The sequence below is a fragment of the Pedobacter cryophilus genome (genome assembly GCF_005116455.1).
GTDB lineage: Bacteria > Bacteroidota > Bacteroidia > Sphingobacteriales > Sphingobacteriaceae > Pseudopedobacter > Pseudopedobacter cryophilum.
Map to the genome: position 1 here is coordinate 106005 of NZ_SWBP01000004.1, position 25190 is coordinate 131194.

Consider the following 25190-nt stretch of genomic DNA (forward strand, 5'->3'; position numbering starts at 1 on the left):
TCACCATCACGCATAAAACACCTTATTTTATTATTTTTCAAAGCAATCACTGCATGTTTATTTATCACCACAGAGATCGCAGAGTTCACAGAGAAAAAAATAGAACCACAAAAAAAATCCCCTCAGTTTGCACCAAGGGGATTTAAATATTTAAAAGAATGAAAACTACTTAGTTTCTTTAGTTTCTGCTTTTTTCTTAGCAGCTTTTAAAGCGTCGCCTTCCATTTTATCTTTCAATTGTGATAGAACGTCTAAGTCTCCTAAAGTAGATTTCTCTACAGAATCCTTAACTTTTTTCACTGCTGTATTGGCCGATTTTGCATCTTTCTTTTTAGCAGCTCTTTCTTCAGCAACAGCTTCAGCTTTTTCTTCTTCCCAAATACGAGCGTGAGAAACAACTATACGCTTAGAATCTTTGTTAAATTCAATGATTTTGAATTCTGAAGTTTCTTCTGCTTTTAAAGTAGTACCGTCTTCTTTAGCTAAGTGCTTAGATGGAACAAATCCTTCTACGCCGTAAGGTAAAGCAATAATTGCACCTTTATCTGTTACTTTAGTTACTGTTCCTTCGTGAACTGAATCTAAAGTGAAGATGGTTTCAAAAGTCTCCCAAGGATTCTCTTCTAATTGCTTGTGACCTAAGCTTAATTTACGGTTATCAACGTCTAATTCTAAAACTACAACATCTAATTCTTCACCAACTTTAGTAAATTCATTAGGGTGGTTAATTTTCTTAGACCAAGATAAATCAGAAATATGGATTAAACCGTCAATTCCTTCTTCAATCTCTACAAACACACCAAAGTTAGTCATGTTCTTAACAATAGCTTTGTGCTTGCTGCCAATTGGGTAACGCTCAACTGCCTTCTCCCATGGATCTGGAGTTAATTGCTTAATACCTAATGACATTTTACGCTCTTCTCTGTCTAAAGTTAAAACTACAGCTTCAACTTCGTCACCAACTTTCATAAACTCTTGTGGGTTACGTAAGTTTTGAGACCAAGACATTTCAGAAACGTGAATTAAACCTTCTACTCCAGGGATAATTTCTAAGAAAGCACCGTAATCTGCTACAGTTACAATCTTACCTTTTACTTTAGAACCAATACCAAGTTCGGTATCTAAAGAAGCCCAAGGATGCTCAGAAAGTTGTTTTAAACCTAATGCGATACGTTTTTTCTCGTCATCAAAATCTAAAACTACTACGTTTACTTTCTCATCTAAAGATAAAACCTCTCTTGGATGCTCAATACGTCCCCAAGAAATATCAGTGATGTGTAATAAACCGTCAACACCACCTAAATCAATGAATACACCAAAATCAGTAATGTTTTTAACAGTTCCTTCAAGTACTTGTCCTTTTTCTAATTTAGAAACGATTTCAACTTTTTGGCTTTCCAAATCGTCTTCAATCAATACTTTGTGAGAAACTACTACGTTTTTAAATTCGTGGTTGATTTTAACAACCTTAAATTCCATTGTTTTACCAACGTAAACATCGTAATCTCTAATAGGCTTGATGTCAATTTGAGAACCTGGTAAAAAGGCTTCAACACCAATAATATCTACAATTAAACCACCTTTAGTTCTACTCTTAACAAAACCGTTAATAATAGTATCGTTTTCTAAAGCTGCATTAATCATTTCCCATGAACGTTGAGTTTTTGCTCTCTTACGAGATAAAACTAACTGTCCATTTTCATCTTCTCTTTGTTCTACAAAAACGTCAACTGTGTCGCCTTTTTTCAAATCGGGCATATCACGGAATTCGTTTACTGGTACTAAACCGTCAGATTTAAATCCGATGTTTAAAACCACATCTTTGCTGTTGATAGTAACTACCACACCAGAGATGATTTCTCCTTTGTTAACAGAATTGAAAGTACCAGAGTACATTTCTTCCATTTTTTCGCGTTCTGCTTTGCTGTAATGACCAAACATTTTATCGTCTGCATCCCAGTCAAAATCTTCAGAATTTGCCTGTAGGGCTGAGGATTTAATATCCTCAATAGATAAAGAATCAGCTTCTGACTCAAATACCTCTTTCACTTTAATTTCAGTGTCTTGAAGCTCAGCTTGTTTAGCTTGTAACTCCTTTTCTGCTACTTGTTTTTTTGCCATTAAATAATTTGTCTCCTTTTTTCCCGCTTTGGGGACTGCAAAGGTAAGAATATATATTTTGAATAAAAAGTTTTTAAATTGATTATTGTTGATTGTGAATAGGTTAGTAGTCAGTTATCGGTTATCCAATGTTGGTTAACAGTTATCAGTTATTGGTTGTCGGTAATCAATTTTGTCCGAGCAGGGTCTCTTGTAAAGGACCCTGCGTAAATTTAGGTAAACTTATTTTAGGACTATATCAGTAAACTTACTTTATGAAAAGGTGCTGTAGTGCTACTATTTCCCGCCAGTCCTGCTATTCGCTAAAGTTTTTGCAGGCCTGCCCTTTTACCCAAACGCAAAAAGCTACCGCTGCTATCAGGTTTATTTAACTTAGGGTTTTGCTACTATTAATGGTAATTGATGAAGTTACTTAGATTAAAAAAAAGAGATCTTGCTTAAGCAGATATTGATTTAATCAGTACAAAATTGCTTAAAAATAATAACGCAGAGTCCCTAAACGGAGACTCTGCTTGGACAGAGAAAGGATAACTTTCAATTACTCACAGCAGAGAACCCACAACCGAGAACTGATAACTCCCAACTGAACTCACTTCACCTCAAAAACAGCATTAGTAACTAGCGGAATGCCATTAAAAGTTAAGCCTTCTGCTGTAATGTTAACTTTAGATTTGGTGTCTGTATTGTAAAAAGTGACTTGGGCTTCTCCATTTTCATTAGTGAAAACACTTGGTTTCCAGTAAATAGTGGTGTTTTGGTTGGGATTGCTTGTGTTTCCAGAAATAGGATTGTAAAATAAGCGTGTTTCATAATAACCATCTACCTGTTCATTAAGGGTATGAACGTTTTTACGATCTATAGCGCCAGGTTTTAAAGTTAAATAGATGATAAATACATCTCTTTCTTTACTAATTTCAGACATTTCAGATTCTGCACCTAAAGACAATTTATTGCCGCCCACTAAATGTTTAATCACTACTTTTTCTACCTTATTCATTGGTATACTGTAATAAGTACTGTAATAATTATCCTTTACTTCTTGTGGGTCATCTGCGGTAAAGGGGAGCTCTTTTCCGTTTACAATAATTAAAGGCTGCAAGTTTTTACCAAAAAACGGAAAAACTATTCGGCTTTTGCCAGGGTCTTCTACATCTGTTTTTTCTACCGCTTGTTTAGATTTATACAAAAGGTAATGCCCTAAATTAGTGAAATCTAAATCTTTGGAGGTTACAGTAAAGCTTTCATCAGGATAACCAAAACCGCTAGCCACATCTCCAAATAAACGAGTGCTTTTATCTCCGTTTATTTTTACTTCGGCTAACTGAATGGTATCAGTAATGCTCACTTTTTTCTGATTCCTGATGGCCATTTCTTTAGCCATTTTTTGATCAAATAAAACGGTGTCTAATTGGTTTGTGACTTTATTTAAAAGGGGGATTCCTTTATACAAAGAATCTAATTGTAAAGAGCCATTCTTTTTTCCCTTATCATCTGCAGATGAAAGTTTAATAATTTGGTAGCCATAAATTTCTAATCCGTAAATATTAAAAACACCTGTAGAGTCTGTTCTGCCTGAGAATAATTTATCGCCTTTAGCATTGTTGGCAAACAAGGTGATGTTTGAATTTGGTATAGGTTTTCCAGAAAAAGTTTGGTTTACATTTCCTGATACTGTGATTCCTTTCTCGGCAACATTAGATATTTTAAGTTGCTCATCAACCAGTCGTCTCCATAAAAAATCACGCCAGCCTTGGGTCAATAAAAGTAAATTGAGTTGCTTAAATCTATCTGGGTTATTCTTATCAAAATACTGGGTAGGATTTTCTATTTTTCCTTTCAACTCAGATTCTAGTAATAAATAAGATAGGATATTCATTTGGTTTGCAGGAATTAGCCTAGCGTCTAAAGCGGCTAAAGAAATTACTGCCGGAATGGGATTATTTTTACTATCAACAGATTTAATATTTAAAGTAACTTTTTCTTTCGACTTATAAATTGCTTTATCTGTGGTGATGGTGATTTTTGGAGTTTCTTTTTTGTCTATATAAACCAATCGTTCACAATTTGGGCGGCCTTTGTTATCATATAATGTGATGGCCATAATGCCTTCGGGAAAATCCTTTTTAGGAATTTGTACTAAACTGAGTAAATCTTTAGCCATAAACTGAGTAGAGAAATAGGTTTTTCCTCTGGTTTTTCCAGTTAAAAGCACTTCTTTTTCACCTTCGTTAATTTGATTAATATATACATTAATTAAACTGTCTTTTTCTACTATTCTTATGCTGTAGCCGTTGCTTAAAACTTTTGGAAGCGTGGTACTAAATTTTTGACCATTGCTGTAAACGCCAGATGCAGTATAAATTTGTGTCGCTTCTGGCTGAATTAAAAACATCCCTGATCCATTTTGGCTTGATAATTTAGCAATAGTTTCGCCACTTTTATTGGTAATTATACCTTCCACACCAATATTGTTTCCATTAGCATTTACTGCTTTAAAGGCTACAATACTAGCAGTATTCTCTAGCATGGAGCCGCCTTCTGGAAAAAACTGAATATTTTCTTTGGAGGATAGGTTAGTTTCGCTTAGGGTGGAGGAGCTTGTTTTTATCGGATTCTTCTTTTTGGTGTTGCTATCATCAGCCTTAATTTCAAAACTGCTTAATATTTTAATTTCTTTTTCAAATATAAATTGGTCGCCAAAGTTTCGCATCCAATTGGTCCATGCTCTTAAAGTATAATTCCCAGCACCAATAGAGTCTTGTAATTTAAAATCTCCGGCACCTTTTCCTTGTTCAATCCTGATAATTTTTTTGTCTACAACTTCTGCATTTTTGTTTTGTGCGGTAGAAATTAGCTCTACATATAAGGTATTGCTTGAATTTGTGAAAGAATTGTTTTGTGCATTTACCAAGAAAGCGCTAAACCACAAAGTTTCGCCACCAATGTAAACCTCACGATCTGTGTGGAGATAGGCTTTTTCAAAAAAAAGTTTAACCCCAGCAGTATTATTCGGAGCACTTTGACTTTGAACTTTTAAGTTACAAAGCAGTACTAAAAAGATAAGCGTAAATAGTTTTTTCATTTAATTAGCAAGATAATATGTTGTTTTGGCTTATTCTTTAATAATTTTAGCACTGTATGTTTTTGATTGATCGCTTACAGTTAAAATATATAAACCGGTTTTTAAAGATTTAACATGTCCGTTTAAAAAGCTATTTAAGTAATCAATATCGCCATTTACCTCCATCATCATTTGTCCAAATGAATTGGCTAATGCGAGTTTGAGGTTTGGGTGAGTGCTTTTAATGTCTAAACGTATAAAATCTTTTATTGGGTTGGGGTAAAAATTTAGGGTTTCTACATTTTTCTTTAAAGGGATTAAAGAAGTGCTTACTGGGCCAGCATAAGTGATATTTGGAACTGGCGGTGTTGCCATTCCTGTACCTAAAAAGAAACTTGGATTAGGCGGTTGGTTGTATGCCGAGTTTTGCCATGCAATAGCGGTTCTGTATTGCGTATCATGCATTAATGTATAAATACGTTGCGAAGTAGGGTAGGTTGTTGTAAATAATACTAAGTTTTTACTGTCCGAACTTCTAAAAATCATTTCTTCTCTCCAATCTCCTAAAATATCGGCTGATAATCCGGGATTTGATTTTGTGGAGTTATTTGAAGAAACATTGCCAAAATTATAAATAGTTAATAAACGGTCGGAAGTTTTAGTAACAGTATTCCACTTATTCATGATGGTTCCATCTAATATCTCACGACTTAAATCTCCATCCCACCAAATACCAAAATTATATGCAGGTACTTTTGTGCTAATTGCAACTCCTTTATTAGTGTAAACATTTCCTCCTGTAGATCCCCATAATTCATAACCAGGATATTGCGGGTCTATATCTGCGGCCATGGCTCTACCTATATCTCCGGTAGCTTGCACTCCCCAAATTAATTCTCCGGTTTTAGCTTTTCTTAAGGTTAATCCGGTTCCGCCATAAGAACTTTGATCTTCATGGCACATCCATAATTCTTGGCCTGCAATATCAGTATCCATATCACTTAAATGGAGTGCGTCACCATGTCCTTTTCTATCGGTCCATAATCCACTTCCATTATCATTTATGGCGCTTGAACCGTTAAAAATTTCGTCTTTACCATCGCCATCAACATCACCTGTAGCCATTTGGTGGTTGCCTTGCCCAGCATAATTACTATTACCAGTAGCGTTGCTGTCAAAAATCCACCGTTGTGTTAATTGTCCGTTTCGCCAATCCCAGGCCACTCTTACCAGTCTGGTATAATAACCTCTTCCCATAATTAAGCTAGGTCTTGCTCCATCAACGTAAGCTACGGCAGCAATAAATCTATCTACTCGGTTTCCATAATTATCTCCCCAAGAAGAAACCGTTCCTCTAGCAGGTAAATAATTTGTGGTAGCCATAGCTTTACCAGTTTCGCCATTAAAAATGGTTAAAAACTCGGGGCCACTTAAAATATAGCCATTTGTAGTTCTGTAATCAGCCGTTGCATTACCAACAACTATACCTGTGCCGTCAATAGTTCCATCGGCTGTTTTACAGGCTATTTCGGCCTTGCCATCGCCATCTAAATCATACACCATAAATTGAGTGTAATGGGCACCTGCTCTTATGTTTTTACCTAAATCTATGCGCCATAATTTAGTTCCATTTAACTTATAGGCATCTAAATATACATTTCCGGTATAGCCGGCTAATGAATTGTCTTTGGAGTTAGAAGGGTCCCATTTTACAATAATTTCATATTCACCATCTCCATCAACATCGCCAACACTGCAATCATTGGCGTTGTAAGTATAAACTTCACCTGTTGGTGTGGTTCCACTTGCTGGAGCTTCAATAGGAATGTTTAAAAAAGTTTGTGCCCAAACCGTTACAGGTTTAGATTCTTGTTGCTCAATTCCATTTAATACTGCCCTAACGGTATAGGTGCTGTTTGTTGAGGTGAGATCCTCATAATTTGTGGAAGTAGATATTGGTGTAGTATTTAATTTAACACCGCCTTTATAGAGGTTAAAAGTAATTTCAGAAGGGTCGGTTCCAAATAATCGCCAACTTATAAAAACTTTATTGGTGGTAGCTCTTACCGCAACTAATCCTCTGTCTAATCTTTCAACTTGCTTAGGTGTGCTTACTACAGCATCTTGTGCGTAATTTAAATTTGGAAATAAAAAAAGTACAAGTATTAAAAATGCTTTAACGCTAACAGGTATTTTTTTATTCATAAAAAGAAAATATCAAGTTTATAATTGTGAGAAATGATCTCTGGTTTGGATAGCTATATTATAAATTTGAAGGGAAAGAAGCAACCTGTGCCATCCTGTTAAAGTTTAGCCATGTTTTTAATCTTGTTAGGTTAGGCAAAACAAGATTAAATCGTAATTATTTAAAAAAACAGGAAGGATTCTAATTGTGAGAAACTACAAATGGCTCAATTTTACCAATGGCAAATTTTAACTGCTCTTCTTCTGTTAAATTGGTGTTATCTAAAATAATAGCGTCTTCTGCTCTTGTAAGCGGACTTTCTTCTCTTGTAGTATCTTGATAATCTCTATGAGCCAGGTTTTCAAAAATTTCTTCTAAACTTACCTCTTCGCCTTTGGCTATCAATTCTTTATATCTTCTTTCTGCTCTAATTTTTGGGTCGGCAGTCATAAACAATTTAACTTGAGCGTGAGGGAAAACAACGGTGCCAATATCTCTGCCATCCATTACCATATTTTTAGACTTTCCCATTTTTTGCTGCTGCTTTACCATGGCTTGGCGCACTTCTTTAATAGCCGAAATTCTACTTACGTTTTCAGAAACGGGCATCTGACGAATTTCTTCAGAAACTTCTTCTCCGTTTAATAAAATATGCGATTGGTAATCTCTGGAATGGAAATTTAAATCAATATGTTGCAGCGCATCAATAATTAAGTCGTGATTGTTAAGATCGGTATCATTTCTTAAGAAATAGAGGGTAACCGCTCTATACATGGCGCCACTATCAACATAAATAAAGTGTAATTTTTTTGCTAATGCTTTGGCTAAAGTGCTCTTGCCACAAGAAGAGTAACCATCTATGGCTACTACAATATTTTTGCTCATTGGGTTCAAAGTTACATTAAAGCTTTAAATTGACTCTAAATTTTATTGATTTTTAGCTTTAAAAAGCTGGGTTGTAGTTGCACACTAAAGTAATTGTTGCTTCCGGCAGCATTTAATCTGGCGTTGGCATAGCCAATACTCAGTTTTTTTAATTTTAACATAAAGCCAAAAGAGAAGCCTGCTAAACCACCAGTTCCGCTCAAATTTAATTCTTTGTTTTTTTGCAGATTATATCCAGCCTGGATGTTAAACGATGGGGATAATAATAATTCGGCACCAAAAATAAAATGTCTGGAAAAGCGACTGGCAAAACCTACTTTATCTTTGATGGGTTCTCCGGTGAGTAAATCTAATTCTTCATCCTCATTATTTGGATCTTGATAGCTGAGGTTAAAGTTTTGTAAATTAGTATAGCTGATATGATACCTAAACGGAGCGTATTTTAGTTTTTGGGAAAAGGAAAGAGCAATTTCAAAAGGTAAACTTTCTCTTTTTTGGTCAAAAGGTTTGATTTGATAACCTATGTTTTTAAAAATAATGCCGGTAGCCATATTACTTGCCGAATCTTTATAAGTGATAGCCAAATCTGTAGCTAAAGCAAAAGACCGGTAAATATCATAAGCACCATAGATGATTTTTGCATTGGCACCATAATAAATTTTTTGTTTCCAGTTTTTGGCATAGCCGATATTTAAAAGATAATCTCCTGCCGAAAAAGTGTTTCCTGTAGCGTTTCCACTAGCATCAATCTCCTCAAAATCACCATAGTTGACAAACATTAATCCGGTTGAAATTACTGTTGTATTTTTTAATTTCAAACCATATTGGATAGATCCAAAGTTGATATCAGAAATATAATTACTGTAATTTAAAGCTAAAACGCCTGCGGCATCATCATTAATTAATGAAGGATTTTGAAAAGCTTGTGTAAAATCTGGTTGATTACTGACTGGAAAAGCATTTCCTAAAGCCGCTGTTTTTGATGCATTTGGTAGGTTTAAAAACCTAAAAACTCCTTTTCCACCAGTTTGAGCAAAGGTGGTTTTTGCGACAAACAAAAAAATGGTAAACAAAAAGAAGATCGTATTTTTACGCATTGGATGGCTAATTTAGCGTTTATTATGAAACATTTAAAAACCGAGTGGTTTAGCAAATCTAAAAGCAGTTTGTTTTGTTTTGTATAGAATAGAAAAATAGGATATGAATATTAATAGGGAAGCGTTAGAAAAGGAATTCTCTTTTAGAACTTCTAGAAGCGGCGGAAAGGGAGGCCAAAATGTTAACAAGGTGAGCACTAAAGTAGAATTGCTTTGGAATTTTAATGCTTCTACACTTTTTACTGAAGATGAGAAAAGCAAAATAGCTTTGCGTTTAGCAAATAGAATTTCTAACGATGAAATTTTTCATGTAGTAGCCGAAGAAGAACGTACGCAATTAAGAAATAAAGAAATTGCCATCAAAAAAACCATTAAGCTCATCGGCGAAAGCCTTAAAGAAGAGAAAAAAAGGAAACCATCAAAACCTACTTATTCCTCGGTTAAAAAACGATTAGACGATAAAAGAATTAAATCGCTAAAGAAAATAAATAGGGGCGGTGGATTGGATTCCTTTTAAAACCGATAATAAACATTTAAAGACCCATATTGGTTGGATTGCTGCATTTCTTTAAGTTCTTTAGTTTTAAAAACTGCCGAAAAATCAAAAGTCCATCTTTTGGTGGCATAAGCCAAGCCCACTTCTTGAGAAAAAACCAAAGGTTTGGTTTTAAAAGTCAGCGGACCTTTATCTTCATTAAATAATCCTCCTTTTATAGTGGCATCATATAAAACAACATCTAAAGATGGTTTTAAGAAGAGGTAAAATTCGTTTTTGTTTACACCATTTTCTTGATGAGTACTCACATTACTTTGCGTAGCTACAGAATGATAAAGTGGATTGATGTTGCCAGCTCTAAATAATATACCATATTTTAAACCAGAAAAAGTGTTGCCAATTCTAGCTTCTAAAGGCATAGAAAAATCGGTTTTTTTGTTTTTAGAACGATAAAGTAAAACGTGAGAATTTAGCTTTAAATTAACTCCAATTTCGTTATTCACCTGAAATTGCCATCCGTTTATATCGTAAAAACCAAAGGTTTCGTGAATAATTTCTTGGGTTTGCCTTCCAAAAGCTCGTGGCCCTATGGTTCCAATTTGCACACTTAATTTAGTGCTGTTTTCTTTTTTATCAAAATATTGGATAGAAGCACCAACGTATAAATAAGCTGCAAAAGGGCGGTCAACAAAGGTGATATTGGGTACAGCGCCAGTTTGGGCATTAAATAATTGCTGCCCAAAATCAATACTCCATATCTTTTTTCTGAATTTTAAGGTATCTACAACTAAAGCGCTTCTAAAATTAACAAACAAACCATTGGTATAATATCTATCCTGCCCGGTAGCTAAAAAAGAATCATTTTCACTGTTGAAGCCAATTTCGTTTTTATAAGTTTTTTGTTGAGCGTAACTCTTTAAACCAATAATGCCAAAAGAAATTGCAAAGACAAATTTTAAGTATTGTTTCATAAAAAAAGCCGGAAGTGTTTTCCGGCTTTTAAAATTACTATAAAAATCTATAAATGCTTTAAGCGATTTGTTTAGCTGGCTCTTCTTTGTAAACAATATTTAAAGCGTTTTTAACTTTTTTATCTAATAAAGCAAGCTTTACCACACTCAACATATCAGTTACATAATGAAAATTCATGTCTTTGATATAATCAGCTTTAATCTCTAAAATATCTTTCTCGTTAGATTTTGATAAAATTACATCTTTAATATTTGCTCTTTTAGCCGCAAGAATTTTCTCTTTAATACCGCCAACAGGTAAAACTTTTCCCCTCAAGGTAATTTCTCCTGTCATGGCTAAATGGTTTTTTACTTGTCTTTGGGTAAATACCGATGTTAAAGCCGTTAACATGGTAATTCCAGCTGATGGGCCATCTTTTGGAGTAGCACCCGCCGGAACGTGAATATGTAAATCCCATTGGTCAAAAACTCGATGATCTATTCCTAAATCATCAGCATGTGCTCTGATAAAAGCCATAGCAATTACTGCCGATTCTTTCATCACATCTCCTAAATTACCAGTCAAAGTCATTTTTCCTTTGCCTGGGCTTAAGCTGCTCTCTATAAAAAGGATATCGCCACCAACTTGTGTCCAGGCCAAACCTGTAACCACACCGGCAACTTCGTTATTTTCATAAATATCTTTATCGTAATAAGCTGGGCCTAAGGTTTTTTTAATATCCTCATAAGAGAAAGTAGGATTGTAAGTTTCTTCCATCGCAATTTTAGTAGCGGCACCACGCACCACAGATCCAATTGCTTTTTCTAAACCACGCACACCAGATTCACGAGTATAATCTTCAATAATTTTTTCTACTACGGTAGCTTTTAAATTAATGTCTTTGGTTTTTAAGCCGTGTTGTTCCCTTTGTTTTGGAATCAAATGTTTTTTAGAAATCTCTATTTTTTCTTCAATGGTGTAGCCATTTACTTCAATAATTTCCATCCTGTCTAATAAAGCAGGTTGTATGCTACTTAATGAATTTGCTGTTGCGATAAACATCACATTAGAAAGATCGTAATCTAATTCTAGGAAATGATCTGCGAAAGCATTATTTTGTTCTGGATCTAAAACTTCTAGCAAAGCTGATGATGGATCTCCTCTAAAATCGTTTCCAACTTTATCAATTTCATCTAAAACAAAAACCGGATTAGAAGAACCTGCCTTTTTAATAGATTGAATAATTCTACCTGGCATGGCACCAATATAGGTTTTACGATGACCACGAATTTCGGCTTCATCTCTAATGCCACCTAAAGCCATTCTCACGTATTTTCTTCCCAAAGCTTTGGCTATAGATTTACCTAAAGAGGTTTTTCCAACTCCCGGAGGGCCTACTAAACAAAGAATTGGCGCTTTCATATTGTGTTTTAATTTTAAAACAGCTAAATATTCTATGATACGCTTTTTAACTTTATCTAAACCATAATGGTCTTTATCTAAAATCTTCTCGGCTCTTTTTAAATCAAAATTATCTTTGGTAAAATGAGACCAAGGTAAATCTAACAGGACTTCTAAATAATTAATTTGTAAAGAGTAATCGGCCGCTGCCGGATTCATTCTCATTAATTTATCTAGTTCTTTGTTAAAATGAGTGGCAGTTTCCTTACTCCATTGTTTTTTCTTGCCTTTTAATCTTAAATCTTCAATTTCCATGTCTGGAGAGTTGCCACCTAGCTCTTCCTGAATGGTTTTTAATTGTTGATTTAAAAAATAATCTCGTTGCTGCTTGTCTAAATCTACCTTTACTCTACTTTGAATTTGGTTTTTAAGTTCTAACATTTGTAATTCAGTACTCAAATGTTCTAAAACCATGGTGGCTCGGTCTCTTAAATTAGCCACTTCCAACATCAGTTGCTTATCTGCAACGGCGGCATTCATGTTAGATGAAATAAAGTTGATTAAGAAAGGAATACTTTCTATGTTTTTTATCGCAATAGCAGCTTCGGAAGGAATATTTGGAGAAAACTGAATAATTTGCATGGCTAACTCCTTTACAGAAGCCACCATAGCTTTAAATTCTTTATCAACCTTTGGTCTAATTTCTTCAAATTTTTGAACAGAAGCTTTAAGGTAAGGCTCAGATTGAACTTCATCTACCAATTGAAACCTGTTTTTGCCTTGAATAATTACCGTGGTATTTCCATCGGGCATTTGAAGCATTTTTACAATAACGGCAACTGTACCTACCGTATTTAAGTCGCTAAAAGTTGGGTCTTCAATGCTTACATCTTTTTGGGCAACTACCCCTATAATTTTCTTTCCTTTATAGGCATCTTTTATCAGTTTGATAGATTTATCTCTGCCAACGGTAATAGGAATAACTACTCCCGGAAAAAGAACGGTGTTTCTTAAAGGCAGAATAGATAAAATCTCTGGAGTTTGCTCATTGTTCATCTCCTCCTCGTCTTCTTGAGACATGAGAGGAAAGAATTCTGTATCTTCATTAATTAATGGTAATGCGTGGTTAAAGTCGAAATTATCGAATTTGCTCATATATAATTTTCATGATTGAACGCCAAATTGACAGAAAACATCTGTTAAAACTGCGTATTGTGAATACACAAACAAATTTGCAACAGTTATGCCAATTCTATTTTAAGCATATAAAATCTGTTTTTTAGATTTAATTGGAGGGGTATTTGTTGGGTGTATGAAATAAAGTCAGTTTGTTTTCAGGAAATAATAGTAAAATAGCCACGTTATTGTAATTGAATATTAAATTTGAAATTCGGATTTTTCCATTTTATAAAATGAACAAGCAAATTTTATTAATTTTTTTTAGTGTAATTTCATTTAGTACAGTAATAGCTCAAACCCCGTTTGAGCGTTTGGGGCAAAAAGCAATGATGGGAGGCGAGTTTAGAACTGCCGCAAGTTACTTTGAAAAAGCGTACGCTACTGACAATAGTAACATGAATGCACTATGGTTAATGGGATATTCTAACTATCATGCTGCTGAGTATAGAAAATCTGTAGATGCCTTTAATAAATTAATTACCATGAAGCCTACCGAAACTGTAGCTTACTATTACAGGGGTAAGGCTAAAGTTTTGCTTTCTAATTCTATAAAAGATTATCGTTCTATAGAAAAAGAAAAGTTATTACTAAGTGCAATTAAAGATTTTTCTACTTCTATTGATTTGAATCCTAATGATATGAAAGTGTATCAAAATAGGGGTTTGGCTTATCAGGAGTATGGAATTTTTAAGAGTCAAAAAATTAATGATACCTACAACAAATCAGCAGTAATTAATTCTATGCATGCGTCAATTACAGATTTGCAAAGGGTTTTAGATGAAAATGGCACTAGAAAAGATATTCTAAATCAGATAGAAAAATCTAAACAGATATTGGCAGAAATAAGATAATTCTAATTGAGTTTAGCTTTTATCAAATAATTGTTTTCTCCTAATAAAATTACTTTTTGATATTTTTTGATGCTGTAAGCAGAATCTGGAATGAATTCTAAATCTTCTTTGGTTTGATAAAGCAGATTATCTACTTTAGAATTGATTTTAATTTTTGCTAAGATTCCGTTTTCAAAAAATAGTTCAATTTTTTGAGTTCTTAAATCCTCATCATTAGCCGTATAAGTAGTTTTTGTTGCGGTAGAATCTTTAATATAACTATCTTTCCAAGCTGCTTTATTAATATCAGATTCTATAAATAAAGCCAACTCCTGATTCCAATTTTTTATAGTCAGATTTTGAGTTTCCTCAATATTATTTTTTGATACCGATTTATTAATGGTGGGATTTATTTTGTTTAGCTGCAAGGCAGTTTTAGAGAAATAATCCTTTAAATCAAAATAATAAATTTGTTGGCGAGATTTTTCTGTTTCTTTAGAAAAACACCCGCTCAACAAAAAAACAATAATAATAGCTCTAAGTAAGTTCAACATTAGATTAAAACTGAACCCGTCATTTTTTCAGGAGCTTCTATATTTAATAATTTAAGGATAGTAGGTGCAATGTCTCCTAGTTTTCCATCTCTTATTGTTTTATAATCCTCATCAATTAAAATACAAGGGACAAGATTGGTGCTGTGAGCGGTATTAGGAGAACCGTCTTCATTAATCATATAGTCGGCATTACCATGATCTGCAATAATAATAAAGGAATAGCCATTTTTTTGACCAGCTTCTACAACAGCTTGTGTGCAGGCATCTACAGTTTCAACTGCTTTTACAACGGCACTAAAAACTCCGGTATGTCCCACCATATCTGGATTAGCAAAATTTAAGCAAATAAAATCAGCCCAACCTTTTTCTAACTCTGGAATAATAGCATCTCTAATTCCTTGGGCACTCATTTCTGGTTGTAAATCATAAGTGGCTACCTTTGGAGAGGGGATCATAATCCTTTTTTCATTTTCAAATTCTTTTTCTCTTCCGCCAGAGAAAAAGAAAGTTACGTGAGGATACTTCTCCGTTTCGGCAATTCTAATTTGGTTTTTATGGTGTTTTTCTAAAACTTCGCCTAAGGTTTGTGATAAATCATCTTTTGTGAAAACTACTTTTACGTTGTTAAATGTTTCGTCATAAGTTGTCATGGTTACATAATGAAGATTTAAAGGCTTCATATTGTAATCCGGAAATTCTTTTTGGGTTAAGGCAGTGGTAATTTCTCTTCCTCTATCTGTTCTAAAATTGAAACAAATTACCACATCGCCATCTTTAATTGTGGCAATAGGATTTCCAAAAGCATCAATTTTTACTAAAGGTTTAATAAATTCATCCGTTACTCCTTGTACATAAGATTGAGCTACACTATTTACTAAATCAGTGACTTTTTCCCCTTCGCCATGTACCAAAAGATCATAAGCTAGCTTAACTCTTTCCCATCTGTTGTCTCTATCCATGGCGTAATATCTGCCAATAACAGACGCTACCTTGCCTGTAGAATTTTCTAAAAAAGTATTTAGATTTTTGAGGTAATCTATTCCGGCGTTTGGATCAGTATCTCTACCATCTAAAAATGCATGGATAAAAACATTTTCAAGATTAAAATATTTTGCTGCATCACACAAACCTTTTAAATGAGAGGTATGAGCATGTACACCACCATCAGAAACCAAGCCTATAAAGTGGACGTCTTTATTATTTTCCTTAGCGTATTCAAAAGCCGTTTTTAAAACTTCATTGGTTTTAAATTCTCCATCTTTAACCGCTTTGTGTATTCTTCCTAATTCTTGGTAAACAATTCTGCCTGCACCAAGGTTCATGTGCCCAACTTCTGAATTTCCCATTTGTCCGGCTGGCAAACCCACGGCTTCACCAGAAGCTAACAATCTAGAGTTAGGATAGGTTTTTAAACAATTATCAAAAAACGGCGTATTTGCCGCGTAAACGGCGTTTGAAGAGTCGTTTTTGCCGTAACCCCAGCCATCTAAAATTAAGAGTGCAACTTTTTTATTTCTCACAATGCAAATATAAAAATTTTAAAATCAAGCAGTGTGAAAACATTTTGCTTTAATAAAACATTTTAATCACCTTTGGCACTGTTTATGTGCTTTTAAAGTATAAATCACTCAAATGAAAACCTCATTTACTTTAATATTTCTTTTATTTTTTAAAATTACTTTTGCTTCAGATGTTATCGATGAGGTTTCCTCAGCATTTAAAAGTGGTAACTCAAAAGAAATTTCAAAGTATTTTTCATCCACAGTAGAGCTTGCCATCTTAGATAATGAAGAAATATATTCCTCAAACCAAGCTGAGCTTATTTTAAAAGATTTTTTAGTAAAGCATCCTCCTCTAAGTATAAAGATTGTTCATAAAGTGGTTTCTAATCCCAATTACAAATTTGGAGTGATTATTTTAAATTCGTCGAAGGGTGTTTTTAGAGTAAGTTTCGAATTAAAAAATGCCGGTGGAAGTTTTAATATCACTCAAATAAGAATAGAAGAAAATAAAGAGTAACGAAACTTAGAAAAGTTTATATTTTTGAGATTCTAAAAAATATAAAATTGGATAAGGATATATTACAACAGTTTATTTATAATTCGTTAAAGGAAGATATTGGAGACGGCGACCATACTTCATTATCTACTATCCCTGAAACAGCCTCAGGCAAAGCCAAATTATTAATTAAAGAAGACGGTATTGTTGCCGGCGTTGCCTTGGCTTTAGATATTTTTAAAGCGGTGGATCCTAATTTACAAGTAGATGTTTTGATTGAAGACGGTGCTCCTGTAAAATACGGAGATATTGTTTTGATGGTGAATGGGAATACAAGATCTATTCTTGCTGCCGAAAGGTTGGTTTTAAATACCATGCAAAGAATGAGTGGTATTGCAACCACCACCAATAGTGTTGTTAAACAATTGGCTACTACTCAAACAAAAGTTTTAGACACCAGAAAAACTACTCCCAACCTTAGATTTCTCGAAAAATGGGCTGTTCGCATTGGCGGAGGCGTTAACCATAGATTTGGATTGTATGATATGATTTTAATAAAAGATAATCATGTAGACTACGCTGGTGGAATTTCTCAAGCAATTAAAGCCGCACAAGAGTATTTAAAGACAAATCAATTAAATTTACAGATAGAAATTGAAGTGAGAAATCTTAAAGAACTACAAGAAGTTATTAATTTAGGCGGAGTTGATAGAATATTGCTTGATAATTTTAATTTTGAAGAACTAAAAAAAGCAGTTGCTTTAGTTGATGGGAAGTTTATCACAGAAGCTTCTGGAGGAATTACTCAAGAAAACGCATTGCAATATGCAAAATGCGGAGTAGATTTTATTTCAATGGGTGCATTAACACATTCAGTAAAAAGTTTAGACATGAGCTTAAAAGCTGTGGTATAAAATTAAAATTTTGGTTTTTGAAAAATCTACAATTAATATAATTAACGCTTCATGATATCTCTTTACTCTATTGGAGCATTACTTTTGGCTTATTTATTTGGTTCTATACCGTCTGCTGTGTGGATTGGGCAGGCGTTTTATGGGATAGATGTGAGGGAGTACGGCAGTGGTAACGCTGGTGCTACCAATACTTTTAGGGTGTTAGGGAAAAAAGCAGGCATTCCTGTAATGTTGGTAGATATAGCAAAAGGTTGGACAGCTACCAACTTAGCCTATTTTATAGGGCTATCTGTTACCGGTCCAGAGCATTCTGTTCAATATGTTAATTATCAATTAGCTTTAGGCATAGTAGCGGTAATGGGACACTTGTTCCCAATATTTGCAGGTTTTAGAGGAGGCAAGGGTATTGCAACTTTGTTTGGTATGATTTTGGCAGTTCACTTGCCGGCATCTTTACTTTGCGTTCTTGTATTTACTGTTGTTTTACTTTTAACCAGGTATGTTTCTTTAAGCTCAATATCTGCTGGTTTTACATTTCCACTAAGTGTGATTTTTGTATACCAGGTTTCTGTAAAAGCAATTATTATTTATGGGATGTGCATTTGCATTTTAATTTTAGTAACGCATCAAAAAAACATTGAGCGTTTATTAAGAGGCAAAGAATCCAAAGTAAATTTGTTTAAAAAGAAACAAATCCAATAAAATGAAGATGATTAAAAATTTTAAAGTGTTAACCATTTTAGGGTTAGCAGTGTTTTTTACGGCCTGTTCTACAGTACCTTTAACAGGTAGAAGACAGGCAAGTTTGGTAAGTGAAACTGAAATGCAACAAATGGCATCTCAGAGTTACAGAGAATTTTTATCAGATTCAAAAACTAAAGTAGTAAACAATACTACTCAAAGTAGAAAAGTAAAAGAAATTGGTGCTCGCATACAATCAGCAGTTGTAAAGTACATGAATGCTAATGGATACGGAGATCAAATTGCAGGATACCAATGGGAATATAATTTAATAGAGAGCAGTGATGTAAATGCTTGGTGTATGCCCGGTGGAAAAGTAGCTGTTTATACTGGAATTTTACCTGTAACGCAAACCGATGCAGGTTTAGCAACAGTTATGGGACATGAAATAGCTCATGCTATTGCAAGACACTCTAGCGAAAGATATTCTAATGCTATGTTAGCGCAAGGCTTAGGTGCTTTAGCCGGAGCGGCTGTGACTAAAACAGATGCGGGAGCAAATGTTTTTCAACAAGTATTTGGCATAGGTGCACAAGCAGGTGTGTTATTACCAAACTCTAGAAAGCAAGAATCTGAAGCAGATAGATTAGGCTTAATTTTTATGGCAATGGCAGGATATAATCCAACAAGTGCGGTAGATTTTTGGCAAAGAATGGCATCACAAAAAAACGGACAAAGTCCACCTGAGTTTTTAAGCACTCACCCAAGTGATGCTACCAGAATTGCAGATATAAAAAGATATTTACCCGAAGCGCAAAAATATTATACGGTAAAATAATATAACCAGAAAAGATAAAAAAAGCTGCCTTAAACTAGTTTAAGGCAGCTTTTTTTTTATGTAAAAATTTCTAAAATAGCCTTCACTTTTAGTAAGCACTCTTCGTACTCTTTTTCTGGTTCGGCATAATAGGTAATAGCGCTTCCTACTTGAAAAGAAAGGTATTTTGTACGCTCGTTATAAAGAATAGATCTAATAATTACATTGAAATCAAAATCATCATCTGGCGAAAAATAACCAACAGCACCAGAATACATCCCTCTTTTGCTACGTTCGTATTTTTCCATTAATTGCATGGCTTTAATTTTTGGTGCACCCGTCATGCTGCCCATCGGGAAAGAGTTTTTTAAAACATAGGCATTAGAAATAGCATCATCTAACTCACAAACAACGGTAGAAATCATTTGATGCACTTGTTTAAAACTGTAAACTCCAAAAAGTTCTTCCACTTTAACGGTACCTTTTTTTGCAGATTTTGTAAGATCATTTCTCACCAAATCTACAATCATTACATTCTCTTGCTGTTCTTTTGGGTGGTTAACCAAATCTTTTTTTATTTGCTCATCTTCTAAAAGATTTAAACTTCTTTTGGCCGTTCCTTTTATGGGTTGCGAAATTAGTTTTCTACCTCTTTTAGATAAAAATCTTTCTGGCGTAGCCGATAAAATATATTGATCAAACCATTTAAAATAATTTGAAAATGGGGAAGGAGAAAGGGTGTTTAATTGATTAAAAGTGTGAGTAGGTTGTAGGTTGATCTGCTCTGCATAAAACTCTATACAAAAGTTGGTTTCATAAATGTTTCCTTGAGCAATCTCTTTTTTAATTTCGTTAACAGTATCTAAATAATCAGTTTTTGTAAATCTACAGTTGATATCAACTTTTGGCGCCAAAAACGATTGCTCAATATCTAAATCGTTGATGTTTTTCCAAATTTGTTTTGCATCATCGCTTATAATTTCTAAAACATCTCCTTTTAAGAGGAGTAAATGTTGAGGGGCAAAAAAGAATAGGTCAGGGAAGTTTAAGAAATCCGGGTTTTTAGAACTCAGGTCTTCAATCTCATTTTTAAGGTCGTAACCTAAACCGCCAAATATCCAACCAGCATGTTTTTTTCTAAATTCATTTAATTGATCAAAAGAAGTGGAAGATTCTTTACTTGAAATGAAATCTACTGTGCCAGCGGCAATTAATAAATCAAATTTGGAATAAGGATCTTGATATTGATTAGAATCTAAAAGACAACAAATTTCAAAAGAGTTTGCCCAGTTTAAAGCTTTTTTTTTGAAAATTTGGAGGTCTTTAATTTGTACAAACATGAACAACAAAAGTAACCAATGATTCTAATAAATGTTTAAAAAATGAAATAGCAAGTTTTAAGAATTAACCACGGAGATGTAGAGATTCATAGAGAGCTGGGCGCATATTTCTATCTTTCTTTGCGAGCTTTGCGGTTTAAACTTTGCGGCCTTTGCGTGAAATAAAATAGCAAGTTTTAAGAATTAACCACAGAGGCTCGGAGTTTCACAGAGAGCTGTGACGCATATTTCTATTTTTCTTTGCGAGCTTTGCGATTTAAACTTTGCGGTCTTTGCGTGAAAATAAAATAGCAAGTTTTAAGAATTAACCACAGAGGCTCGGAGATTCACAGAGAGCTGGACGCATATTTTATTTTTTTCTTTGCGAGCTTTGCGATTTAAACTTTGCGGCCTTTGCGTGAAATGGAATAGCAAGTTTTGAGAATTAACCACAGAGGCTCGGAGTTTCACAGAGAGCTGTGATGCATATTTCTATTTTTCTTTGCGAGCTTTGCGATTTAAACTTTGCGGCCTTTGCGTGAAAATAAAATAGCAAGTTTTAAGAATTAACGACAGAGGCTCGGAGATTCACAGAGAGCTGTGACGCATATTTCTATTTTTCTTTGCGAGCTTTGCGGTTTAAACTTTGCGGCCTTTGCGTGAAATGGAATAGCAGGTCTAAGAATAAACCACAGAGGCTCGGAGATTCACAGAGAGCTGGACGCATATTTTATTTTTTTCTTTGCGAGCTTTGCGATTTAAACTTTGCGGCCTTTGCGTGAAATGAAATAGCAAGTTTTAAAAATTAGCCATGAAGGCACATAAATCCTATAAAAAACTTCCAAATTTTTTACTGTTACTTTAATCTTTATTTGGAACAATTAATACCGGACAGCTTGCATGTCTGCTTACGCTCTCGGCAACAGAACCAGATATGAAATGGTCAAAACCAGTTCTGCCATGTGTGCCTAAAACAATCATAGAAGCACCAAATTCATTAGCAGTTTCTACTATTTGATTAGACGCCGAACCATCAATAATGTACTCATTGGTAATCAATTCGCTTCCAAATTCAGCTTTTAATTTATTAAAAAGTTCTTGAGAAGCTTTCTTTTGTAAATCCATGATGTCGGGTAAAATCATGCCCGGATCTCCTAACATAGGATCGCCGGTTACATTCATGGCTATTGGGATTTCGTTTACATGAATCAGAGCCACATCAGCTGATAATTTTTTAGCCAAGGCAAAGCCATAAGCTGCTGCTTGATGTGCATATTTAGAATCGTCAACGGCAATTAAAATTTTTTGAAAAGACTGTAAATTTTCCATGTTATAAATGATTTGTGTTAATTTACACAAAATTCAGACCATCAAAAAAAGATTATGCAAAATTCTTTTGGCATTTGTCAATTATCTGTTATCCCATTAAGGGTAAATCCTTTACATTCTTCAGAAATGATTTCTCAAATCTTATTTGGTGATACTTTTGAGATTACAGGCAAGGAAGGATATTGGCTTAAGGTTAAGCATACCGAAGATGCTTATGAAGGTTGGTTAGACGAAAAGCAGGTGACCCTTATTGAATACAGCATTATTGAAGAATTAAAAAGTGAGCCTCAGTTTTTAACCAATGAAGTAAGCACCATGATTTTGAAAGGGACTTTAAAGGAACCTTTTTACTTGGTAGCCGGCAGTACTTTGCCATTTTATACCGATGGTAAATTTTGGATTGGAAAAGAATTTTATCAGGTTACTTCTAACAATGTTTTTATACCAAATCACGAAGATTTTGAAGAAGACGTACAAGAAACGGCTAAAATGTTTTTAAATGCACCTTATTTATGGGGTGGAAAAACTCATTTTGGGTTAGACTGTTCGGGTTTTTCGCAAATTGTGTTTAAAATGCTGGGTATTCAATTACATAGAGATGCTTCGCAACAAGCCGAACAAGGTAAATTGGTTGATTTTTTAACCGAAGCCAAAGCTGGAGATTTAGCTTTTTTTGATAACGAGGAAGGAAAAATTACCCATGTTGGTATCATGCTTAATAATAGCCAAATTATTCATGCCTCAGGCAAAGTAAAAATTGATAGAATAGACAACCAAGGAATTTATTCTACAGAACTACAGAAGTATTCTCACAATTTGAGGATTGTGAAGAGGTATGTTTAGGTTTTAGTAGAAAAAATCCTAAAACACAATCTAATAAAGATTCCGTTTTAGGATTTTAAAATATTGGGTTTAAATTTATATTAAATTCAACACTTTCTTCATCACTTCCATTCCTTCATCAATATGTTCTTTTTGAATAATTAATGCTGGACGGAAACGGATGGTTTGGTTGCCGCAGCCTAAAAACATCACGCCTTGTTCCATTCCGGTTTTAACAAATTTATCTCTTAAATCTTTGGTCGGGAAATCAAAAGAAGTTAATAAGCCTCTGCCTCTTACGTTAGCCACTCTTTCATCTGTTTCGGCTATTTTTAATAATTGGCTTTGCAGGTATTCGCCAACTTCGGCAGCATGGTCACATAATTGGTCTTCTTCTACAATTTCCATAATTTTAGAAGAACGAACCATATCTACCAAATTGCCTCCCCAAGTAGAGTTAATTCTTGATGGAACATTGAAAACGTTAGTTTCTATTTCATCTAACTTTTTCCCTGCTAAAATACCGCAAACCTGCATTTTTTTACCAAAAGCAATAATATCTGGTCGGGCTTTTTCTCCAAAATGTTGGTGACACCAAAACTTACCTGTTAAACCTAAACCTGTTTGCACTTCATCATAAATTAAAAGGGCATCGTTTTCGTCACATATAGTTCTTAATTGTTCTAAAAACTCCTGACGGAAATGGTTATCTCCACCTTCTGATTGTACCGGCTCTATAATGATGGCGCAAATATCATCTTTGTTTATCTCAAAAGCTTTTTTGATTTGAGCAATTGAAAGTGCTTCTCTTTTTAACAGATCCTCGTAAGAATCATCAGTAAAAGGGAATTTAATTTTTGGATTTGATACCCTTGGCCAGTTAAATTGTGCAAACCACTTCGTTTTATCTGGTAAAGTATTGGTTAAACTTAGGGTATAACCTGTTCTACCATGAAAAGCCTGGTCAAAATGTAAAACTTGCAGTCCTTTTTCTTCGCGGTAGCCCTTAGCAAAATTCTTTTGAACCTTCCAATCCATTGCTGCTTTTAAAGCATTTTCTATGGCTAAACCGCCGCCTGCAATAAAAAAAGCATGAGGCAAATAATCAGGAATACCAACTCTAGAGAAGGTATCTACAAACTGAGCATATTGTGTGGTATAAATATCAGAGTTAGAAGGATTGGCCATTGCGGCTAAAAACAAATTCTTTTTAAACTCTTCATCCTCCATCATTTTTGGATGATTATAACCCAAAGGAACAGAAGCAAAACAGGTGAAAAAATCTAATAATGAGCGGTTGTATTTAGAATCGTAAATTCTAACACCGTTACTTTTTTCCATGTCGAAAATAAGATCGTAACCGTCGGTTAGTAAATGTTTGCCTAAGATATTTTGAACCTGATTGGGAGCTACTGATAATTTGTACATAATAATTTCGGTTTGTTCAAATTTATTAAAAATGCCTTAGAATGGCAAATATGGGCACTTTTTAACCTTTCAAAGTAAATATAGGTTTAAACAGTTTAAACCTATATTTTGAACTGTTTAGCAAGCAAGGTTTACACTAAGCAAATAATATATGGCAATATTTTGACTAATTTCTTCTCAATAAACTAAAATTTATCTAACATTCCTAAAATTCCAAACAGCCCTCCGGTGTGTATCATTAAAACGGAAGTATCTTTTTTAAAGTAATTTTTTGAGGCCAGATCCTTAATCGCAAAAAGTGTTTTTCCGGTATAAACCGGGTCTAATAAAATACCGGTTTTGCTAGTGAAATCTTTAATAAAATCAATTAACGGAGGTTGGGTTTTGGCATAGCCTCCAAAATGATATTCATCATGAATAGGATACATGCTATCGGCTATCAACAAAGGTTTAATGGCCTCTTGTAATAAAGCCCCACCTTTTAAGGCGGGCACTAAATGAAACTGAGTAGTCTGTTTTTTTAAATAGATTCCATTTAAAATTCCAGCGGCTGTGGCTCCTGTGCCAGCCGAGCAAAAAATGTGATCATATTCTTGCTGAAGTTCTGTGATAATTTCTCTGCATCCTTTTTCTGCATCGGTACCAAAGCCTCCCTCATCTAAAAAATAAGCTGAATCATCGTTGTTAAAATGCTGATGGTGTAAGTCTGCTTTATTTAGATAATCTTTTCGGCTTACAAAAATCAACTGCATTCCAAAGAGTTTACAAAAATCTAAAAGTGAGTTTTTAGCTTCTTCTCCACGAATAAAAGCGGTGGTTTTAAAACCAAATTTTGCGCCCGCAGCAGCCGTAGCTAAAACATGATTAGAATAGGCCCCACCAAAAGTAACCAAGTGATTTTTATGAGTTTCTTGAGCGGTAATGAGGTTATATTTGAGTTTCCGCCACTTATTGCCCGAGATAAAGGGGTGAATTAAATCGTCTCTTTTGATGAAAAGCCGGATATGATGATTGGTAATTGGAGCGTAAGTGATTTCTTCCTCCGGGCTGTAAAATTTTAAGTCGATCATCTAAATGCAAGACATTGTTCAATAAAAAATCCTTAAATCAGCTACCTGATTT

The 25190-nt window shown here is 34.3% G+C and carries 20 protein-coding genes; 7 read left to right on the plus strand and 13 right to left on the minus strand.

The window, feature by feature from the left end; genetic code table 11:
- Positions 1–165 precede the first annotated feature (165 nt).
- From rpsA to porQ, 5 genes are all read right to left on the minus strand, one after another.
- On the minus strand, positions 166–2121 hold the full coding sequence (gene rpsA / locus FA046_RS11940; RefSeq protein WP_136826754.1) for a 30S ribosomal protein S1: 1956 nt from the start codon (positions 2119–2121) through the stop codon (positions 166–168).
- 589 nt (positions 2122–2710) lie between these two features.
- Complete coding sequence (locus tag FA046_RS11945; protein WP_136826755.1) at positions 2711–5203, minus strand: hypothetical protein; 2493 nt, start codon at positions 5201–5203, stop codon at positions 2711–2713.
- A 30-nt stretch (positions 5204–5233) separates the two neighbouring features.
- Positions 5234–7387 carry a rhamnogalacturonan lyase family protein gene (locus FA046_RS11950; protein ID WP_136826756.1) on the minus strand — a complete coding sequence of 718 codons (2154 nt, stop codon included), beginning with the start codon at positions 7385–7387 and terminating at the stop codon, positions 5234–5236.
- A gap of 181 nt (positions 7388–7568) precedes the next feature.
- Complete coding sequence (cmk, locus tag FA046_RS11955) at positions 7569–8252, minus strand: (d)CMP kinase (RefSeq protein WP_136826757.1); 684 nt, start codon at positions 8250–8252, stop codon at positions 7569–7571.
- A 35-nt stretch (positions 8253–8287) separates the two neighbouring features.
- Complete coding sequence (gene porQ, locus FA046_RS11960) at positions 8288–9349, minus strand: type IX secretion system protein PorQ (protein ID WP_136826758.1); 1062 nt, start codon at positions 9347–9349, stop codon at positions 8288–8290.
- Between the two features lie 103 nt (positions 9350–9452).
- On the opposite strand from porQ, the gene arfB reads away from it, so the two are divergent.
- Positions 9453–9866: an alternative ribosome rescue aminoacyl-tRNA hydrolase ArfB gene (gene arfB / locus FA046_RS11965; RefSeq protein ID WP_136826759.1), complete on the plus strand. Its 414-nt coding sequence runs from the start codon at positions 9453–9455 to the stop codon at positions 9864–9866.
- Here the strand turns inward: arfB and FA046_RS11970 are convergent.
- Positions 9863–10816 carry a lipid A deacylase LpxR family protein gene (locus FA046_RS11970; RefSeq protein WP_136826760.1) on the minus strand — a complete coding sequence of 318 codons (954 nt, stop codon included), beginning with the start codon at positions 10814–10816 and terminating at the stop codon, positions 9863–9865. The two genes, arfB and FA046_RS11970, sit on opposite strands and share 4 nt — an antisense overlap.
- A gap of 58 nt (positions 10817–10874) precedes the next feature.
- Positions 10875–13352 carry an endopeptidase La gene (gene lon / locus FA046_RS11975; protein ID WP_136826761.1) on the minus strand — a complete coding sequence of 826 codons (2478 nt, stop codon included), beginning with the start codon at positions 13350–13352 and terminating at the stop codon, positions 10875–10877.
- A gap of 257 nt (positions 13353–13609) precedes the next feature.
- Between lon and FA046_RS11980 the strand changes: the two genes are divergently transcribed.
- Entirely contained in the window at positions 13610–14227 is a 618-nt protein-coding gene (locus FA046_RS11980) for a tetratricopeptide repeat protein (RefSeq protein ID WP_136826762.1), read from the plus strand.
- A gap of 2 nt (positions 14228–14229) precedes the next feature.
- On the opposite strand, the gene FA046_RS11985 is transcribed toward FA046_RS11980, so the two are convergent.
- Together FA046_RS11985 and gpmI are read right to left on the minus strand one after the other, a co-directional pair.
- The gene (locus FA046_RS11985; RefSeq protein WP_136826763.1) at positions 14230–14760 is read right to left on the minus strand and encodes a hypothetical protein; all 531 of its coding nucleotides are present in this window, start codon (positions 14758–14760) and stop codon (positions 14230–14232) included.
- The gene (gene gpmI / locus FA046_RS11990) at positions 14760–16280 is read right to left on the minus strand and encodes a 2,3-bisphosphoglycerate-independent phosphoglycerate mutase (RefSeq protein ID WP_136826764.1); all 1521 of its coding nucleotides are present in this window, start codon (positions 16278–16280) and stop codon (positions 14760–14762) included. Before gpmI ends, FA046_RS11985 begins: the two co-directional genes overlap by 1 nt.
- A 112-nt stretch (positions 16281–16392) precedes the next feature.
- Here gpmI and FA046_RS11995 point away from each other — a divergent pair, with 112 nt between their 5' ends.
- From FA046_RS11995 to FA046_RS12010, 4 genes are read left to right on the plus strand one after another with little or no spacing between them, the layout of a single operon-like run.
- Entirely contained in the window at positions 16393–16779 is a 387-nt protein-coding gene (locus tag FA046_RS11995) for a DUF4783 domain-containing protein (protein WP_136826765.1), read from the plus strand.
- Between the two features lie 47 nt (positions 16780–16826).
- Positions 16827–17672: a carboxylating nicotinate-nucleotide diphosphorylase gene (gene nadC, locus FA046_RS12000; RefSeq protein WP_136826766.1), complete on the plus strand. Its 846-nt coding sequence runs from the start codon at positions 16827–16829 to the stop codon at positions 17670–17672.
- A gap of 51 nt (positions 17673–17723) precedes the next feature.
- Positions 17724–18374 (plus strand): glycerol-3-phosphate 1-O-acyltransferase PlsY, encoded by a 651-nt coding sequence (plsY, locus tag FA046_RS12005; RefSeq protein WP_136826767.1) that lies wholly within the window; start codon positions 17724–17726, stop codon positions 18372–18374.
- A 7-nt stretch (positions 18375–18381) separates the two neighbouring features.
- A complete protein-coding gene (locus FA046_RS12010) occupies positions 18382–19191 on the plus strand; it encodes a M48 family metallopeptidase (RefSeq protein WP_136827039.1) in 810 nt (269 codons plus the stop codon).
- 56 nt (positions 19192–19247) lie between these two features.
- Here the strand turns inward: FA046_RS12010 and FA046_RS12015 are convergent, their stop codons facing one another.
- Together FA046_RS12015 and FA046_RS12020 are read right to left on the minus strand one after the other, a co-directional pair.
- A complete protein-coding gene (locus FA046_RS12015) occupies positions 19248–20510 on the minus strand; it encodes an anthranilate synthase component I family protein (protein WP_136826768.1) in 1263 nt (420 codons plus the stop codon).
- 840 nt (positions 20511–21350) lie between these two features.
- Positions 21351–21818: a universal stress protein gene (locus FA046_RS12020; protein WP_136826769.1), complete on the minus strand. Its 468-nt coding sequence runs from the start codon at positions 21816–21818 to the stop codon at positions 21351–21353.
- A gap of 54 nt (positions 21819–21872) precedes the next feature.
- Here FA046_RS12020 and FA046_RS12025 point away from each other — a divergent pair, with 54 nt between their 5' ends.
- Positions 21873–22661 carry a C40 family peptidase gene (locus FA046_RS12025; protein WP_136826770.1) on the plus strand — a complete coding sequence of 263 codons (789 nt, stop codon included), beginning with the start codon at positions 21873–21875 and terminating at the stop codon, positions 22659–22661.
- 75 nt (positions 22662–22736) lie between these two features.
- Here FA046_RS12025 and lat read toward each other — a convergent pair whose 3' ends face one another.
- Positions 22737–24068, minus strand: coding sequence for an L-lysine 6-transaminase (gene lat, locus FA046_RS12030; RefSeq protein WP_136826771.1), 1332 nt, complete (start codon positions 24066–24068; stop codon positions 22737–22739).
- A 185-nt stretch (positions 24069–24253) separates the two neighbouring features.
- A complete protein-coding gene (locus FA046_RS12035) occupies positions 24254–25138 on the minus strand; it encodes a 1-aminocyclopropane-1-carboxylate deaminase/D-cysteine desulfhydrase (RefSeq protein ID WP_136826772.1) in 885 nt (294 codons plus the stop codon).
- Positions 25139–25190: the final 52 nt, after the last annotated feature.

What these genes read in the sequence shown, in the direction of transcription:
- arfB (WP_136826759.1), top strand. Translation starts at nt 9,453, where the DNA reads ATGAATATTAATAGGGAAGCGTTAGAAAAGGAATTCTCTTTTAGAACT.
- FA046_RS12020 (WP_136826769.1), bottom strand. Translation starts at nt 21,818, where the DNA reads ATGGAAAATTTACAGTCTTTTCAAAAAATTTTAATTGCCGTTGACGAT.
- FA046_RS12015 (WP_136826768.1), bottom strand. Translation starts at nt 20,510, where the DNA reads ATGTTTGTACAAATTAAAGACCTCCAAATTTTCAAAAAAAAAGCTTTA.
- cmk (WP_136826757.1), bottom strand. Translation starts at nt 8,252, where the DNA reads ATGAGCAAAAATATTGTAGTAGCCATAGATGGTTACTCTTCTTGTGGC.
- porQ (WP_136826758.1), bottom strand. Translation starts at nt 9,349, where the DNA reads ATGCGTAAAAATACGATCTTCTTTTTGTTTACCATTTTTTTGTTTGTC.
- plsY (WP_136826767.1), top strand. Translation starts at nt 17,724, where the DNA reads ATGATATCTCTTTACTCTATTGGAGCATTACTTTTGGCTTATTTATTT.
- FA046_RS12010 (WP_136827039.1), top strand. Translation starts at nt 18,382, where the DNA reads ATGATTAAAAATTTTAAAGTGTTAACCATTTTAGGGTTAGCAGTGTTT.
- FA046_RS11945 (WP_136826755.1), bottom strand. Translation starts at nt 5,203, where the DNA reads ATGAAAAAACTATTTACGCTTATCTTTTTAGTACTGCTTTGTAACTTA.
- FA046_RS11980 (WP_136826762.1), top strand. Translation starts at nt 13,610, where the DNA reads ATGAACAAGCAAATTTTATTAATTTTTTTTAGTGTAATTTCATTTAGT.
- FA046_RS11970 (WP_136826760.1), bottom strand. Translation starts at nt 10,816, where the DNA reads ATGAAACAATACTTAAAATTTGTCTTTGCAATTTCTTTTGGCATTATT.
- FA046_RS11995 (WP_136826765.1), top strand. Translation starts at nt 16,393, where the DNA reads ATGAAAACCTCATTTACTTTAATATTTCTTTTATTTTTTAAAATTACT.
- FA046_RS12025 (WP_136826770.1), top strand. Translation starts at nt 21,873, where the DNA reads ATGCAAAATTCTTTTGGCATTTGTCAATTATCTGTTATCCCATTAAGG.
- lon (WP_136826761.1), bottom strand. Translation starts at nt 13,352, where the DNA reads ATGAGCAAATTCGATAATTTCGACTTTAACCACGCATTACCATTAATT.
- FA046_RS11950 (WP_136826756.1), bottom strand. Translation starts at nt 7,387, where the DNA reads ATGAATAAAAAAATACCTGTTAGCGTTAAAGCATTTTTAATACTTGTA.
- FA046_RS11985 (WP_136826763.1), bottom strand. Translation starts at nt 14,760, where the DNA reads ATGTTGAACTTACTTAGAGCTATTATTATTGTTTTTTTGTTGAGCGGG.
- rpsA (WP_136826754.1), bottom strand. Translation starts at nt 2,121, where the DNA reads ATGGCAAAAAAACAAGTAGCAGAAAAGGAGTTACAAGCTAAACAAGCT.
- lat (WP_136826771.1), bottom strand. Translation starts at nt 24,068, where the DNA reads ATGTACAAATTATCAGTAGCTCCCAATCAGGTTCAAAATATCTTAGGC.
- FA046_RS12035 (WP_136826772.1), bottom strand. Translation starts at nt 25,138, where the DNA reads ATGATCGACTTAAAATTTTACAGCCCGGAGGAAGAAATCACTTACGCT.